Source organism: Sphingopyxis sp. H115 (assembly GCF_001468465.1).
In the GTDB taxonomy this organism is placed as follows: domain Bacteria; phylum Pseudomonadota; class Alphaproteobacteria; order Sphingomonadales; family Sphingomonadaceae; genus Sphingopyxis.
In genome coordinates this window covers 61,082-75,360 of the sequence record NZ_LNSA01000013.1, presented here as the reverse complement: position 1 = coordinate 75,360, position 14,279 = coordinate 61,082, and the positions used below count along the sequence as shown (strand labels likewise).

Sequence of the window (14,279 nt, the reverse complement as noted above, 5' to 3'; positions counted from 1 at the left end):
CGAGTTGTTCAGTCATTGGAAATTGCCCCCTTGGCTGTAGCGGCTACCGACAGCAGCGCCGAGCGCCGCACGATGCAGAAAAACAGAACGAAGCCGCCAAAGAGATACAGAAGCAGCTCCGCAAACTCGCCGCGCCGATCGCCGTCGGCCGCGAGATAATGATTTGAGAGGTTCGCCGTTTCGGCAAAAAACTGGTCGACGCTGAGGTTAGCCATCAGTGCGAAGAAGCCGAGCAAGAGGCCGGCGGCAGCCAGACAGTTGATCGCGAGCCAGCACGTTACCGATACGAACGAATAGGCGATGTCCTGGAACAGCGATCGCCCGGGGAGTGTACCGCGAGCAGACCGCGCAGGAGCCGAGCCCGCGCCAATGGCAGAAGGCTGCGCGGCGCTCATTCCGCCGCTACCGCATAATCGGTGCCGCCGCCCTGGCGGCCCTTTACGGAGCCCGGAAACGCGACGTCCTCGATCGCTTCAGCCATGCTCATGCCCGAGGCCGTCTTCGCGTCGATCGCCGCGAACACTTGCGGGCTCGATGAGTAGAGCGTCGCCGAATAGGGATCGAGCACCAACCTACCCATCGCCAGCATCTCCGGGCCCTTAATGAGCATGTCGGAATATTCGGTGCCGTTGCGTTTCAGGGAACGCATCATCGCTTCGACCGCATCATTCATATCGAAGCGATCGAGCTTCTTGAAATCGGCGATTGTTTCCGGCTTCTGCTGGAGGATCACGAACCAGTCGCTGTTCTCGAGCGCCGCGATCGACCCTTCGGACTTGTAATAGTCATTGAGCGACTGGGTGGCGGTAATCAGAGACGCCCCATATTTGCGACAGGTACGGGCGTAGGTTTCGACGAAATCAGCCATCGAGCCGCCCTTGAGGAGCTGCCACGCTTCATCCAGCAGCAATGCCTTCCGCGTGCTGCGATCCTTCCGCATCGCTTGGCTCGACAGAAACATGATCGCCGTCAGGACCACGGAACGAAGTTCCTCGCGCGCTGACAGATCCGAGAGCTCGAACACGGTCAGATCGGCGCCGATCTTCAAGGTCGACTGACCCGTGAAGAAGCGACCGTAGGTGCCGGCGCTGGAAAAGGGCCGCATCGCGATCGCGAGCTCCTCGCCCTGTATATGCTGTCTGGCGTTCAGCGCCTCGATAACACCGTCGATCGAACCTTGGGTGCCGTTCGTTTCCCATTCGGCGTTGACGGCCGCGTCGATCAGACCACGCTCCGTATCGTTCAATCGGTCAATATGCCGACCCATCTGGCCGATGATCGCTTTCAACATCGCGATGCAGTCGAGCCGATAATCTTCGTCGCGCGCGGCCTCATCAGCGTCGATCATCGAGAAGGGATTGAGACAGAAGCCCGAGCTCATCGTGAACTCGACAAATGCCCCGCCCTGCAGTTTGCAGCTATGCTCGAAGCTGCGGCCGTCATCGATCACGATGACCTTCGCGCCGGCGCCGACGAGCGCCGAGGTCATTTCCTGCAGCGCGACCGATTTGCCCGAACCCGACTTTCCGAACACCGCGACATTGTGGTTGCCGGCAGTGTTCTCGAAGGGCGACCAGAAGAACGGCTGGCCGCGGCGGCCGAGAAGCAAGAGATGCGGAATCGGACCGCCGTTATATTCGCCCTGCAGCGGCGCAATGTTGGCGACCGTCGTGGTCAGCATCGTGCGGAAGCGTTTCAGTCGCTCGAAATCTTTCGCGAGGCCATTCGCCATGGTCAGCGGCATAACCGAGATCAGCCCCGCCATTTGCAGATAGCGTTCGTCCTGAAGCTCCCAGCCCGCGGCCTTGTATACGGCTTTCAAATTGCGTTCGTGGCGATCGCCCTCGCCGTAGGGCGAGACACTCATCACGCTATAAAAGACGCGAACGAGCTTCTGGCCCTGCCGGAGCTGGTCCTGAACATATTCCCACTCGCGCGACTGGTCGCGGATCTGCGGCGTGAATTTCGCGCTCTGCGAATTCGCCAGACTCGTCGTGCGCATGAACTTGAAGGCCGCACGAGAGGTGGCGGCCTGTTCATCAGGATAGGTTATGGTGAGCATCGTCGCCACCGGGCACGGCATCCGGAGCTTGTCGAAATAGGGATCGCCAATCAGCTTCACTGTATCCCACGGAGCCCAGCGTGGCGGCAGGTTGCGGATCGCGTAACAGCGAATATCGAACCGGTCGGGCACGATCTCGCCGATGTCGGGCACCCCGTCCTGCAGCGCGCCGAGCGCGCGAAATCGTTCGGTGCGGATGAGGATGCGGTTGGGATCGGTAACGATCTCCATATCCCGGCGCACCGCCTGGTCCGCGATCGGATCGAAGCGGTTATAATCGACGACATCTTCACCGGAGACGGTGGTCGGTGACGTCAGATCATCGACGAGCTTAAGAAGTCCAACGGGATCGAGGATTTGCGCCTCGACGTCGATCGAGCGGAGCATCGACGCCATCGATTCCCGAAGCGTAATCAGCTCCTCGTCAGTGACCTTCGCACCTTCCGGCACGCCGAGCGAAATGAAAACCCGGTGCGATCGCAGATGAAACGGAGCGTCGGCGGACAGGCTCGACCACACCCCTCCCTCGAGATAATCCGCGCGATGCTGTGCAATCCGCTCGTAAACGCCTTTCGCCATTTGGCGCGGGATGAACCACTGAACCATTCGTTCGGCGATCCGGGGGCTCATCCACTGCAATATCTGGATCGACGTCTTGTCGGGAATGCCTTCGGAAAGGAACTGCGAGATAATCTCGCTCGTCCGATCGTCGGCGCCGACGAGGGGCGAAACCTCCAGAATGAAGCCGCGCGACGCGCTGTTATAATAGAGACCGGTCTTCGGATCGAAGCTGCGATACGGCAGCCAATCCGCAAACATCGGGATCGAGGTCGACGGCACCGCCTTATCGACCTTGCGAGGCCCACCGAGCAAATCGCCCAGCAGCTTGTCGAACCAGCCCGCCATCAGTTGCCGTCCGGCGTCGGTTGAGCGGCCAGCGCGGGTGTCGACACAACGGCGTCGCCGGCGTCGCTGACTTGCGCCGGGCCGTTCGACGGGGGCACCTCGACGGGCTCCGGGCCTTTCCGTCCCGCCAGACGGCGTTCGACTTCGGCGCGAAATGCCTCCCCCGTCACGGCCTTGCCAGTCGGTTGCACCGCGGCACTAGCGATTTCAGCAGGGGCCGGCGCGCCGGCGGCAAGCTCTACCAGCGACAATCGCGCGGGCCGCGGCGAGCCTGACGCAATTTGGCTATCGCCGTTCGCAGCCGAGGCAAATTGAGGCTCAACGTAGACGACGGTTTCGTCGCGCCAACGACCGAAACGATCGGTCCTCGCCGGCAAGACCACTTTCAGCGAACCCGCGGACTGGGGAACCGAAGCATTCGGAGCCGCCGCACCCGCCACAGCGCCGGTGGCGGCCCCGCCTGTCATCGCCGCAATGGCCTGATCGTCGATGTTCGAGGTGGGCGAGCAAATCCCGTCCGGGGCGCGGCAGATGAAATTGCCCTTGATATTGCCACCCATCGACGCGCACCCGCCGAGGGAAATGAGGCACGCACCTGCGACCAGACCCAAGCTACGCATATCGTCAGCTCCTTCCGTTGCCGATTTCGAGAATCTGAGCGCGCCTCGACCGAACGGATCGCAGCGCCATGGCTCCACCAGCCATGCTGGCGAACAGGATCATGCAAATCGCCACGGCTTTGAAAAACGCGAACATCAGAGCGAACCGACCTGCCGGTCCGAATTCCGCGAAATAGGAATTGACGATGATGATCATCCCGACCTGGCTCGCGAGGAACAGGACAAAAATCGCCCCGCCCAATCGATCGACGGGAGCCATCAGCGGCCTCCCTTCAGCCAGGTCTCGAGCACCGCGCGCGGGCGATAGCCCTCCAGAACCGTGCCATCCGAGCGAACGAGCACCGGCGTGCCGCTGAACCCGTGCGATCGCGCAAAATTCTCATTGGCGTCGAGACCGCTGGTGTCACACGATGCCGGCGCCACCTCCGCACCCGCATAAGCGGCTCGAAGGGCCCGCGGCTTGTCCTTGGCGCAATAGACGCGGTTCGAAAGATCGCGTGTTCCAAGCGTCGAAATCGGACGCTCGATCACGCGCACATTCATCTGCTCAAGTTCGTTGGCAAGGGCACGGCAGAAGCCGCAATGAAGATCCGTGAAGATGGTGACGGGCGTGCCCGAAGGATTGCCCCAGACGATCGCGCCCGTCGCCGGGAGCTTGGACAGGTCGACCTTCTGCGCGGCAGCGGGCGGCGGTGCTGCTCGACCTGCCGGACCGGCGGCCGCCATCTGCGGGACCGGCGTTTCACTTTCTTCTTCAAGACCCGCCTTTGCCGCTCCACCGAGCAACATGTCGGGGTTCATTTCGAGAAGCTTTGCGGCCGTCAGGTCCTGGCGCGATTCCATGTCATAGACCCGGCCCACGATCAGATAGCGAGCGCTCCCGTCGACGTAGAAGAGCGTCTTGCCGGCGACGACTTCGCAAAGCCCCGCCACCTTTTCACAGTCGATCGCCGACACCTGGGTCTTCGGCAGGCGCGTCTTGAGCAGAGCCGACACCCGGCCAGGCTCAAGCCGATCGGCGGCATAAACCGCCGTCGCGGCGCCCCCGAGAAGCAATGCGGCGACTAAACCAATCTTGAGCTTCATGTTCAGCCCTTTCCTCAATTGCGAATGAATGCGCCGTCGAGAAACACGATCTCGACTTCGACGCCGGTCGGCATCTCGATGACAGGCTGATATTGTTCAGCGCGCTCGATGAGATATTGAGAGAGCATGTCGCCGGCCTGGCTCACGCCTTCGCCGATCCCGCCCTTGGCGATGTCGCCTGTCGACAGCTTCTGACGCTCGCCGTTGACGACGGTCGTCGTACCCGAGAGGAAACTGTTCGAGTTGGCCGAGAAGCCGCGACCGATGCCGCCGACGAGACCGGCGAAGAACGCCTGCATCGTCAGGCTCCCCTCGCGGCTGACCACGCGCCCACGCACGCCGGTCTTGCCGCCGAACGCGATGAAGCCCTTGACCTCGCTCTCCGCGTACCGGCCTCCCGGCTGCGGGCACGTCATCTTGGCGAGCTTCACATAGACCTTCTCGGAGGAGAGATCGCCGCGCGCCGCCCCGTTGACCAGGCAACCGTCAATCCGGGTTGTCAGCACCTTGCCGTTCTGCGCGACCGAACGCGCCGGCCCCACGATTCGAAGGACGACCGGCAGCGGATCCGACTGCGACTGGACGTTCGACGCCGCATCGACGCCGACGATCACCCGCGCTTTGGCATAGCTGTTAGCAGGCAAATAATTGGGGCTATCCGACGCGAAGAGGTTGCCGGTCGGGGCCGCCTTCGATCCGCCGCCCGTCGACGCCGGCGTTGCCGCGAAGCTGATAACCTTGAGCTCGCGTCGCGCTTGCGCTGCAGCGACCGCCGCGCCCCCCGCCGGATCATATGCTGCAGGCCCACCGGCGCCGTAGAGCGCGGTCGGACCCGCCGACGGGCGGGCACCAGCCTGCGCCGCAGCGAGCTGTTCTTTCAGGGAGCGGTTTTCATCGTCATAGGCGGAAAGAACCCGGGTCCCTTCGGATGCCATATTCTGATTTTCCGAGCGCAGCGCGTCGATTTGCGCCTGCATCTGGTCGAGTTGGTCGCCCTGCCCTTGCATCCGGCGAAGCTGATTATCCTGCTGCGTCAGCCGATTTTCCGACATCGACAGCCATTCTTTCTCCGAAAGATTTCGGGCGGCGAGATCGTCGGTCGAGACCTTGATGTTCTCCGAGGCCATGTCCTTCGGCGCATTCGGATCCGTCTCGGCGTCGCCGGCGAAGAACAACCAGTAGACCGCTGCAGTCAGCAAGAGCCCGCCAACGCCAAACAGCAGCATCCGCTGCCGCTTTTCGACGCCTTCATTCACTGTGAGGCTCGCGCCTTCCGGAACCGAAGGCGCGGCCGCGGTTTCACCGCGCGGCACTCCGCGCTTCAGAAATGACCCCAGACCTGCCATGATTAGCTCCCTTCCTTCCGGGTGACGACATAGGCCGACGTCGCCTGTCGCGGCGCCAGCTTCGGGTTGGCGATCGACACGGCGAGCGCGTCGGAGGGCGCAATGCGCCCTTCGGTGATTTCGACTGGAGCTGATGAACTATTCTCGATCCGCACCACGCGGCCGACGACATCCAATCCCTCATATTCGGCGACGAGCTGGACGGTGAGGTCCCCAGCCTGAACCGGGACGAGTGCCGAACGGCGCATCCGGTAGCCGGGAACAATCGCCTGCGATGCCATTGCCTGGATCAGTCGCACCGCCGTCTCGTCGGCGTCAGGCGCGGCCTCTTCCGACTCTGTGACGGCTTCCGACTTCGCCATCGCGAGCGGGTTCGACACGAAGATTTGCTGCGCTTCGATTGCCTCGATCCGGCAGCCGAATTTATAGACATAGCCCTTCTTCGTCGTTCCGAAGAACGACAGGAGCTTCAGGCGAAAGCCTTCCGGGACCGACAGATAAATGTCGCCGCGCGTCGGTTCGTTCACCACCGAAAAATCATCGAGTGGGTTCGTCGGCTGCACCTTCGACACGCTCGCGAATTCGTCGCCAATCAGGCTGATGCGCGTCAGATCCTTTTCCGACGCCACGCACGCAACGCGCGAATTGTCCTCGACCATTACGGTTTCATCCGCCCGCGCAGTCTGCGCGATCAAGAACGCAGCGCCGATCATCGTGACGCCGAGCGCACGCTGAAGCCGATCGAGCGAGCGCGACGAAACCAGCACGCCGCCGGTGCCAAGTGCCAAAGGCATGAGCATCTCCATCATTGGGGAGCAGGTGCGATGGCGCCGATCGGCGCGTCCTCACCCGGCTTGTTGGGAACCACGATGCCGAAACCGGTCAACCGGAGCTCGACGCCCGTATAATTCCACTCGAAACGAAAAGTGCGCTTCACCGCGCCCACTTCCTGACGGCCGACCATCGTGTGGAGGGTGCCCGTCGCCTCCGACGTCAGGCTCTTCGGATCCACGCGCATGGCTTCCATCGTGAAAAATTGCGAGACGCTCGAGCCCCGCTGATCGTTGACGATCTTGAGCAAATCACCCTTGATCCGCCCATAGGCGGAAGGATGGACGATCCGCAGAACGGACTCCATCCAATAGTCGAGATTTTGCGGGCTTCGATTGAGCATCATCACCGAAGCATCGCGCGTGACGAGCTCAAGATACTCCCGGCTCACTCCCGCGCTGCTGATCTCGATCTGCCGCGTCAGCACCGGCTGGAGCACAATTTCACGATCGCGCGCCGATGCAGCAACCAGCGAAAAGATCGTGATGATCGCAAGCCCAATGCTCGCAAGCACGAGCATGTTGCGCTGTTTAAGAACGCGCTGCGCCTGCGCCTGGCTGAATCCCGCTTCCATCGCTTACCCCGCCATCAATCGAAGATATGAAGGCGGAACGGCCCGGATGCCCATGACACCGCTGGGAAGATACCAATAGGCCATATGCAGTAGCCATGAACCAGCACGTCCCGCCTTCGCTTTACGGAGGACCCACCAACCCAAGATTCCGAAACAAATGCCCCAAATGATATGCTGTGCGAGGATCCCGATGAAAAAGGGTCCGGCCATCGCGACGAATTCGTCCATGGTCCAGATCCCGATCCGTTCGGGCTCATCCAGCTTCCCGGGAATCACATAGCGATCCATAACCGCCCCGCCCCATTTGCCCGGTTACGCACTTGAGGTGCGCTTCCGGGGCGCCCAGATCAGATGATCGCCGTCACGGCCGAGGTGACGATCGGAACGCCCGTGCCGACACCGATGCCGACGCCGACGGGAAGAGCGATCTGGCCGAGGCTGAAGCGGCCCGAGGCCATGCCAGCGAGGCCAAGCGCGAGCGAGATGATCGTGATGATCTTGCCGCCCGAACCTTCGAGGAACGCGGTGAATTTGTTGAACGCGGTATCGAAGGTGGTGTCGGTGCCGGCGAATGCCGGACCGGCGAGCAGCACGAACGCGAGGAACGCGACGGCTGCCAGAAGCGGAAGATTTTCCTTGCGGAACAGCCCCCGGTCCTTGGTCATGGTCATGGTTTGCATGGTTCATTTCCCATCTGTTGAAACGACGCCGCATGGGCGCCGCTCCCATTGGGACTCGCCGGGGCGAGGGGCTGTCAAGCAAATAGCAAGAATCTTACGCGACAATGCACCAATCTGGATGCAATTGTTCTTTTTGTCGTGATTCGTTGTAAAAGTGTGTCGCATTTTTGCGACGCCGCGTCGATTTAGCGCGCCACGCTGGCGGCTTAACGCGACAGTCTCAGCTATGATGCGAAGCCGGTTCGGCGGCTTTCGTTCACACCTTTGGGTATCATAGCTGACGACTTTTCATGAGAAAATCGCGAGTCTCAATCCAATACAAAGTCAGCGACAAATTCCTGCAAAGCCTTGCGCTTGCCATGTACAGGCTAACAATAGCTGAACGAGAAATCAAAAATCCAGCCGAGCTTTTCGATTATATCGTGAAGCATCGTCTAGAGGCGATCGAATCCTTTACTACTAAGGATTTGCTACTCTACGCTAACAAACGTGATTTACAAGGTGACATCGCTGTGTCGATTCACCTCAGCAAGCCGACAAATGACGTTCTGAGCGCCGCGCGATACCGCCTTGCTGCCCGAGCAGGACGCGTCGTCTCGAACATTGAGCTGCACCGGCTCGCATTTTCGACGATCACAGGAGAATAAAAACCGTCCGATTAACGCTCTCTAATATTGACATTTTCGATTCCGTACATTCTGCTGGCAACGTGGCGTCGCAAGTTTGCTAATCGAAAGTCATAAAAATATGGACTGCGTTCAACAAGGATGGGGCGATGAGTGTAATAGAACTCTACGCGGACCTGTATCGACAGGAAGCGGAACGACAGAATTTGTCTTCAAGGCAGCTTGCTACAAAGCTTGATGCCCATCACTCTGGAATATGCGCCTTCCTGAAAGGCCGCTCGATTCCGAAACGAGATCGGCTCGACGAAATCGCCGACGCGCTGGGCATCGATAATGTCCGCGCGTTTCTCGCGGTAGAAATTTTCCAGTCCGTCGAAGCATATGATGAGCCGCCGACAAAGCTGTTGGCGTTGCTCGTGCCCTGTTTAGCGCAGACGCTGTCTTCCGACGACTGCCAACTCCATGACGATCTTCGTGAATGGGAGGCCAATGCCCTGTTCGAGAAGATCCAGCTGCTAGTCTTGGAATTACTCGGACCGCGATCGCGATTCCGCCAGCCCTTCCTCAGCTTCCGAACCCCTCGTTAATGATGAAGCGGGGGGCCATAATTTCGTGTTTGATTGGGCAACTGGCTTTAAGCGCCGGGGCACACGCCGAAACGCAATCGCAGGTCCGGCGAGTTGCACTCCTCGACTTTTCCGCGCCCTCGACCCCGGTTGCCCAGCCGACCGCACCCATCGACGCTGTATCGAACGGAATGCTTCTCGACTTCCGCGACATGCGGAGAAGCGAAGACACGGCGCCCAGCGTTAACACATTCTCGGCGATTAGCCCCGACAGCTATGGAATTGTGCGCTCCATCCGCGTTCCCGGATGGATGCGCTCGGGGCAGTCGACCAATCATTTTGCCAATCTTGCGCTTGGACTGCCCACGATCGGAAACTGCTCGCCCAAAGCGTATTCATCGTCCGGCCTTCTCGGTCGCACGGCCGAGGAACGCAGGCGCCTGCTCTATCCACTCGTTCAGCGCGCCGCTTGCGAAGCCGGACTCCCTATTGGCCTGATGGACGCGATGCTGATTCAGGAGAGCCGATACAATCCCGTCGCGGTAAGTCCGAAGGGGGCGTTCGGGCTCGGTCAGCTCATGCCTGGAACGGCCAAGCAGCTCGGTGTCGATCGCTACAGCCTGCACGGAAACCTTCGTGGCGCCGCACGCTATCTGAGCTGGCAGCTGAAGGAATTCGGGCGCGTCGATCTTGCATTGGCTGCATATAACGCCGGCCCTGGGCGCGTTCGAACTGTCCGCCGCGTTCCGCGGATCACCGAAACGCAAAATTACGTCACGAAGATCCTTACCAACTGGCGCGTGATTGAATCCAATCATCGGCCACTGGAGCCCGCGCAGGCATCGCCCCCGCCTGCGCGGGCTGTTTGGATCGGTGATTTCCGACGGAGCGCCGGCATAGGCGGAAGCAAATGACGGGGGACGCATGAGATCCGCGCATCACGTTTCGCGCCCATCTTCGACTCTCTTTGCCACCATGAATCCGACTCTCGATTGCCGCCCCTTGACCGGGGCGGCAATCTTCATGCGCGCGCGGTCGCAATCCGCCAGCGCGCACCATCGCAATTCCGATTCAGGGATCAACAAGAATGGGGGCGCCGTGAGCGGATAAACGAAACCCGGCACGAAGGCCGGGCATCGCATCGAGTTTAGCCAGGAATTAGGACTTCCTGATTGGCTTCCACAACAAGCTGGAAGCTTGAGCTAACCTCCTTCGACATCTTTGTCAATGATGCGCGCTTCGCGCCACGGGATTTTTTTGCCCGCTTTCAGCTGCCCTCCGATGGAGGACAGACGATGACGCATATTTTCGCTTCGGCGGCCGCCGGCGTGCTTCGGCGCGCGGGCGTTCCAACGCGATCCGGCTCGGCGCACAAGACCGGCGCCGCCGTGCTTCGTGGCAGTCTCGAGGAGGGAAGCTTCGAGCATCGCTTCTGGCGCACCTATCAAAAGGGGGAGACAGATCGGTTACATCAAGCAGCGGTCGACCTGGCGCGGATACGCCGTCACGAGCTCCGCGCCCATCGCCGGCAAGCAAGAGCTTCAGCCATAGGCTCGGCACCGCCATCGATGTTGCCACCGCAACTGTCGCAATCCGCGACGGCCATCTTCAAACTGCTCTGCGAGCTGGGCCGTCTATGCAAAGGCGAGATCTACCCGACCTATGACTGGTTCATCGAAAAAACCGGCTTCGCTCGCGCGACGGTCGCGCGCGCGATCGCGCAGCTGAGGGACGCCGGCTTCCTGCTCATCCAGCGCAGATGCAAACGCCTAGAGCGCGACGGGCCCGGGCCTCGCTTCGAACAGACCTCCAATGCCTACCGCCTGGAATGGCCCGCTGGACTGGATCGCTGGTTGAACGGCCAGCGCACGCCCTGCCCGCTTCCCGACGACGAGCTGGTCCGCCTGCAGGCCGAAGAAAACGATCATCGCAGGATGCAGCAACGTCGGATCCAGAACAAACCGTCCGAAGAATTCGCTCTCCTCGACACCCTTGCCCGCATGGCGCGCACGATCGAGGAGCGCGAGTCTCAAAAAGATACTCAACCGCTCAAATCTGAGTCAGATTCTCTTACGTTCAAAGGGAATTGGCCTGGTCGGCCAATGAATTCGACATAAAGGGGCAGATCGCCCCTCACGAAAAGCGCTATTAAAAACTCCAAAGCGCCGGCCTTCACGGTCGGGACCGCCGGCTATGCCGGCGGATGCTCCCCAATGGGAGCAGGCAATTTCTGTCAGTGTTCGCCGCTATGATGCCCTGCCCCAAATCCGCTGCACTGTTCCTCGTCCATGATCGAGCTGCTGAATCACTGTGCCGAGATCGATTTAGAAAATTCGTGCGACGCCGCGGGGCACCGGGACTAAACTACGCGGATGGAAACCGGCACGCCTTTCGATGAAATCGACATCGAGCTGATCGCGCGCAATCCCGCGCGGAACATCCATCGCCGCTACAGCATTCTCGCGAGCATTGACCTTTTCGGTTCCATCATCGTCGAGACCCGTTGGGGACGGATCGGAGCTGCAGGTCAGCGCAAAATCCGCTCATTCCCGCACGGCACCGAAGCCGATCGCTATGTCCGTTCTGTCCTTGCGCGACGGAACAGCGCCGAAAGCCGCTTGGGAACATCCTATCGGATCCAGTCCCAATAGGAGGTGCGCCGCCGCGGGGCTCGACAGAAAGAGTCATTCCTTTTCAATCCCGAACGGCGCATCGTCCTGCCCGCTCGAAACGGCCCGTCGAATCCGCATTGCGCTAATGTTCTTCTTATGTTCCGATATGGGAATGAACCGACTCGACAAAAATGCGATCGCCGACGCTCTGCTGGCTGCCCCGGGGTGGGCAAAACTTGGCCTCACCGAGCCGCGCGAGCATCTTCGTATCGATGCTGCGATGGAGCTCGCCGGCGCGATCGTCGATCATTTATCGCCGCCCGTCTCCCGCGCGATCGCCGGCGAGCAGCAGGCGCTGGCGCTGTGACGTGCAGAATACGAGGGATGGACTGCGTCGCGCCACGCACATATTCGAGGCGGCCGTCTGGCATTATGCTGTGCTGGTCACATGCCGGTGCGGGCATAGCGCCAAATTTCACGCGGCGAGCCTCTGGTGGCGGTTTGAGCGCAAGGGGTGGAACGATAGTTTCCGCGACGCGACGCGCCATTTTTGGTGCCGGCAATGCGCCGCGCGGATCGGCCGCCGCGTTCAACCGCTGCGTCTCGAGACCGTCCCATGGGAAAAAGGGGTCATCGAACTGGAAATGCCCGACGATCGCGAATGGAAACGCGCGATGCGGCGCTTCAGGACATAGGAGATTGACCGATGGACATTGAATTCGACGACACGCTTCAGGGGCTAGGCCGCGGTGGTCATCGCATCATGATATGGGACGGTCAGGAGGAACAGCAGATCGAAGCGCATTGGGGTCTCCGGTCGCGCGACCCGGAGATCGGACAAATTCCGCTCCTCAAATCGGAAACAGCCCGGATCGAAAGCCCCTGCCTTATCCTGGCCAATGAATTCGGCATCAAGCGCGACGGCAAGACACTCTATGCCGCGAGTCTCGTCACCGACATTCCTTTCTTCTGCATCGCCGGCGTCTGGCAGCGCGGCACGCGCGATTATCCCGATGCGTTCGCGGCGCTGACCGTTCCGGCGTACCCCGACCTTGCAGAGCACAAAGATCGCCATGTGGCAGTGGTCGATCCTGACGACTGGTTCGATTGGCTGCAGCAGGCGCGCCCACCGCTGGACATCTTGCGCCCCTTCCCCGAAGGTAGCTTCACGATCATGCCGCCGATCCAGCCCAGTATCGAAGGGCTGCTCGGCGCCGCCTGAGAAGCGGAGAGCCGAGGATGTGCAATCAGATCACGCTCAAGGCTTCGGTCGACGAAGTTGCCTCCCACTTCAAGGCCCGGCGCCCGAAACCGACAAATGCCAGCACCGGCGACGTGTGGAAGGGTGGCACCGGCTTCATCGTTCGTGAGAACGCCGGCGAACGCGTGATGGACGCGATGACGTGGGGCTTCCCCAAATATCTGAAGAACAAACGCACCGGCGAGTTGAACAAGCCGCTGAAGGTCAACAACGCCCGCGACGATCATCTGATGAACCCGTTCGGGATGTGGCACGAGTGGTTCATCCAGCCAGGACAAAGATGCCTGATACCGATCACCGCTTTTGCTGAGGCCGTCGGCGCCAGCCCGAACATGACTCGGACGTGGGTCCGCGTCGCTGACCAGCCGATCGCCGCCTGCGCCGGCTTCTGGCGGCCGACCGACGAATGGGGCGACAGCTATACGATGGTCATGGTCGATGCCGTACCCGAGATGATGGAGATCCACGACCGGATGCCGGTCATACTGCATCCCGACGATTGGGACAGCTGGCTCCACGCCGAGACCGACCAAGCGCTGGAACTGGTAAAGCAGTACCCCGCCAACCGGCTCATCGTCGAGCCAACAGACGAACTATGGGTTCCAAAACGGCGGCCAAATGATCGGCAACCCGAATTACTTTGATTGCAAGCGCGATTTTACGCCCTGACTGTTTCATCTCTGGAAACGTCAACCGCCGGTTAGGCAACGAAACTCACTGACAAATAAGACATTTCTGCGAGATCGCGCCGATGAACCAGAACCCCTCCCCCACGCGCCCGCGCGCGCAACTGCGCGGGCAAGATCTCGTCAACGCAATCGCCGACGCCGGTTCGCGCGTAATCTACATTGACGACGGGCAACGCCCAGTCGCGGCCGTTCTCCCTATCGAGCTGTGGCAGATGATCGCCAAAATTCCCTATTACCGTGCCGTGACGGAATCGTTCATCGGCGCCCCCGCGCGCCCATCTGAGACCGGTTGACGTGTGCGGCTTCGCCATCCTTGTGAGCCGCTTCTCCGCATCGAGCCGCGCTTCGATTTCAACGAGAAGCGCTTCGGTTCCCGGAACGATTTCAAAGGTCATCCGCGAGGCATAGCATCGTTTTTAC

Annotated in this window: 20 protein-coding genes; 9 read left to right on the top strand and 11 right to left on the bottom strand. The window is 60.7% G+C overall.

Annotated features, from left to right (window positions below):
• Nucleotides 1-8: 8 nt before the first annotated feature.
• The 10 genes from ATE71_RS11080 to ATE71_RS11035 form a co-directional block, all read right to left on the bottom strand.
• Entirely contained in the window at nt 9-395 is a 387-nt protein-coding gene (locus tag ATE71_RS11080) for a hypothetical protein (RefSeq protein WP_058801092.1), read from the bottom strand.
• A complete protein-coding gene (gene traC / locus ATE71_RS11075) occupies nt 392-2,968 on the bottom strand; it encodes a type IV secretion system protein TraC (protein ID WP_058801093.1) in 2,577 nt (858 codons plus the stop codon). The genes ATE71_RS11080 and traC overlap by 4 nt, the downstream gene beginning before the upstream one ends.
• A complete protein-coding gene (locus ATE71_RS11070) occupies nt 2,968-3,528 on the bottom strand; it encodes a hypothetical protein (protein WP_058801265.1) in 561 nt (186 codons plus the stop codon). The genes traC and ATE71_RS11070 overlap by 1 nt, the downstream gene beginning before the upstream one ends.
• A gap of 64 nt (nt 3,529-3,592) precedes the next feature.
• Nucleotides 3,593-3,847 carry a hypothetical protein gene (locus ATE71_RS11065; RefSeq protein ID WP_058801095.1) on the bottom strand — a complete coding sequence of 85 codons (255 nt, stop codon included), beginning with the start codon at nt 3,845-3,847 and terminating at the stop codon, nt 3,593-3,595.
• Entirely contained in the window at nt 3,847-4,674 is an 828-nt protein-coding gene (locus ATE71_RS11060; protein WP_058801096.1) for a DsbC family protein, read from the bottom strand. Before ATE71_RS11060 ends, ATE71_RS11065 begins: the two co-directional genes overlap by 1 nt.
• A 14-nt stretch (nt 4,675-4,688) precedes the next feature.
• Complete coding sequence (locus tag ATE71_RS11055) at nt 4,689-6,020, bottom strand: TraB/VirB10 family protein (protein ID WP_082656929.1); 1,332 nt, start codon at nt 6,018-6,020, stop codon at nt 4,689-4,691.
• A gap of 2 nt (nt 6,021-6,022) precedes the next feature.
• Nucleotides 6,023-6,814, bottom strand: a complete 792-nt coding sequence (locus ATE71_RS11050) for a type-F conjugative transfer system secretin TraK (protein ID WP_231728242.1) — start codon at nt 6,812-6,814, stop codon at nt 6,023-6,025.
• A gap of 11 nt (nt 6,815-6,825) precedes the next feature.
• Nucleotides 6,826-7,425: a type IV conjugative transfer system protein TraE gene (locus ATE71_RS11045; protein WP_058801097.1), complete on the bottom strand. Its 600-nt coding sequence runs from the start codon at nt 7,423-7,425 to the stop codon at nt 6,826-6,828.
• A gap of 3 nt (nt 7,426-7,428) precedes the next feature.
• Nucleotides 7,429-7,713, bottom strand: coding sequence for a type IV conjugative transfer system protein TraL (gene traL / locus ATE71_RS11040; RefSeq protein ID WP_058801098.1), 285 nt, complete (start codon nt 7,711-7,713; stop codon nt 7,429-7,431).
• 59 nt (nt 7,714-7,772) lie between these two features.
• Complete coding sequence (locus ATE71_RS11035; RefSeq protein WP_414892802.1) at nt 7,773-8,096, bottom strand: TrbC/VirB2 family protein; 324 nt, start codon at nt 8,094-8,096, stop codon at nt 7,773-7,775.
• A 299-nt stretch (nt 8,097-8,395) separates the two neighbouring features.
• Here ATE71_RS11035 and ATE71_RS11030 point away from each other — a divergent pair, with 299 nt between their 5' ends.
• The 9 genes from ATE71_RS11030 (at nt 8,396) to ATE71_RS10985 (ending at nt 13,814) form a co-directional block, all read left to right on the top strand.
• On the top strand, nt 8,396-8,752 hold the full coding sequence (locus ATE71_RS11030; protein ID WP_058803399.1) for a hypothetical protein: 357 nt from the start codon (nt 8,396-8,398) through the stop codon (nt 8,750-8,752).
• 128 nt (nt 8,753-8,880) lie between these two features.
• Nucleotides 8,881-9,318 carry a helix-turn-helix domain-containing protein gene (locus ATE71_RS11025; protein WP_058801100.1) on the top strand — a complete coding sequence of 146 codons (438 nt, stop codon included), beginning with the start codon at nt 8,881-8,883 and terminating at the stop codon, nt 9,316-9,318.
• 170 nt (nt 9,319-9,488) lie between these two features.
• Nucleotides 9,489-10,211 (top strand): lytic transglycosylase domain-containing protein, encoded by a 723-nt coding sequence (locus tag ATE71_RS11020; protein ID WP_231728241.1) that lies wholly within the window; start codon nt 9,489-9,491, stop codon nt 10,209-10,211.
• 258 nt (nt 10,212-10,469) lie between these two features.
• Nucleotides 10,470-11,414, top strand: coding sequence for a helix-turn-helix domain-containing protein (locus ATE71_RS22140; protein ID WP_152998740.1), 945 nt, complete (start codon nt 10,470-10,472; stop codon nt 11,412-11,414).
• 255 nt (nt 11,415-11,669) lie between these two features.
• Entirely contained in the window at nt 11,670-11,948 is a 279-nt protein-coding gene (locus tag ATE71_RS11005; RefSeq protein WP_058801104.1) for a WGR domain-containing protein, read from the top strand.
• Nucleotides 11,949-12,081: 133 nt separating this feature from the next.
• Nucleotides 12,082-12,276 carry a DUF6771 family protein gene (locus ATE71_RS11000; RefSeq protein WP_058801131.1) on the top strand — a complete coding sequence of 65 codons (195 nt, stop codon included), beginning with the start codon at nt 12,082-12,084 and terminating at the stop codon, nt 12,274-12,276.
• Between the two features lies 1 nt (nt 12,277).
• The gene (locus tag ATE71_RS10995) at nt 12,278-12,604 is read left to right on the top strand and encodes a hypothetical protein (RefSeq protein WP_058801105.1); all 327 of its coding nucleotides are present in this window, start codon (nt 12,278-12,280) and stop codon (nt 12,602-12,604) included.
• A gap of 11 nt (nt 12,605-12,615) precedes the next feature.
• Nucleotides 12,616-13,131: a hypothetical protein gene (locus tag ATE71_RS10990; protein WP_058801106.1), complete on the top strand. Its 516-nt coding sequence runs from the start codon at nt 12,616-12,618 to the stop codon at nt 13,129-13,131.
• Between the two features lie 17 nt (nt 13,132-13,148).
• A complete protein-coding gene (locus tag ATE71_RS10985) occupies nt 13,149-13,814 on the top strand; it encodes an SOS response-associated peptidase (protein WP_058801107.1) in 666 nt (221 codons plus the stop codon).
• Between the two features lie 56 nt (nt 13,815-13,870).
• Here ATE71_RS10985 and ATE71_RS22135 read toward each other — a convergent pair whose 3' ends face one another.
• On the bottom strand, nt 13,871-14,254 hold the full coding sequence (locus ATE71_RS22135; protein ID WP_152998739.1) for a hypothetical protein: 384 nt from the start codon (nt 14,252-14,254) through the stop codon (nt 13,871-13,873).
• Nucleotides 14,255-14,279 lie beyond the last annotated feature (25 nt).

Excerpts from the sequence above, each read along its gene's own strand:
- ATE71_RS11070 (WP_058801265.1), bottom strand. The coding sequence starts at position 3,528 with ATGGGTGGCAATATCAAGGGCAATTTCATCTGCCGCGCCCCGGACGGG.
- ATE71_RS22135 (WP_152998739.1), bottom strand. The coding sequence starts at position 14,254 with ATGACCTTTGAAATCGTTCCGGGAACCGAAGCGCTTCTCGTTGAAATC.
- ATE71_RS11005 (WP_058801104.1), top strand. The coding sequence starts at position 11,670 with ATGGAAACCGGCACGCCTTTCGATGAAATCGACATCGAGCTGATCGCG.
- traC (WP_058801093.1), bottom strand. The coding sequence starts at position 2,968 with ATGGCGGGCTGGTTCGACAAGCTGCTGGGCGATTTGCTCGGTGGGCCT.
- ATE71_RS11050 (WP_231728242.1), bottom strand. The coding sequence starts at position 6,814 with ATGCCTTTGGCACTTGGCACCGGCGGCGTGCTGGTTTCGTCGCGCTCG.
- ATE71_RS11060 (WP_058801096.1), bottom strand. The coding sequence starts at position 4,674 with ATGAAGCTCAAGATTGGTTTAGTCGCCGCATTGCTTCTCGGGGGCGCC.
- ATE71_RS11030 (WP_058803399.1), top strand. The coding sequence starts at position 8,396 with ATGAGAAAATCGCGAGTCTCAATCCAATACAAAGTCAGCGACAAATTC.
- ATE71_RS11035 (WP_414892802.1), bottom strand. The coding sequence starts at position 8,096 with ATGACCATGACCAAGGACCGGGGGCTGTTCCGCAAGGAAAATCTTCCG.
- ATE71_RS11045 (WP_058801097.1), bottom strand. The coding sequence starts at position 7,425 with ATGGAAGCGGGATTCAGCCAGGCGCAGGCGCAGCGCGTTCTTAAACAG.
- traL (WP_058801098.1), bottom strand. The coding sequence starts at position 7,713 with ATGGATCGCTATGTGATTCCCGGGAAGCTGGATGAGCCCGAACGGATC.
- ATE71_RS11000 (WP_058801131.1), top strand. The coding sequence starts at position 12,082 with ATGAACCGACTCGACAAAAATGCGATCGCCGACGCTCTGCTGGCTGCC.
- ATE71_RS10985 (WP_058801107.1), top strand. The coding sequence starts at position 13,149 with ATGTGCAATCAGATCACGCTCAAGGCTTCGGTCGACGAAGTTGCCTCC.
- ATE71_RS11080 (WP_058801092.1), bottom strand. The coding sequence starts at position 395 with ATGAGCGCCGCGCAGCCTTCTGCCATTGGCGCGGGCTCGGCTCCTGCG.
- ATE71_RS11025 (WP_058801100.1), top strand. The coding sequence starts at position 8,881 with ATGAGTGTAATAGAACTCTACGCGGACCTGTATCGACAGGAAGCGGAA.
- ATE71_RS11020 (WP_231728241.1), top strand. The coding sequence starts at position 9,489 with ATGCTTCTCGACTTCCGCGACATGCGGAGAAGCGAAGACACGGCGCCC.
- ATE71_RS11055 (WP_082656929.1), bottom strand. The coding sequence starts at position 6,020 with ATGGCAGGTCTGGGGTCATTTCTGAAGCGCGGAGTGCCGCGCGGTGAA.
- ATE71_RS10990 (WP_058801106.1), top strand. The coding sequence starts at position 12,616 with ATGGACATTGAATTCGACGACACGCTTCAGGGGCTAGGCCGCGGTGGT.
- ATE71_RS11065 (WP_058801095.1), bottom strand. The coding sequence starts at position 3,847 with ATGGCTCCCGTCGATCGATTGGGCGGGGCGATTTTTGTCCTGTTCCTC.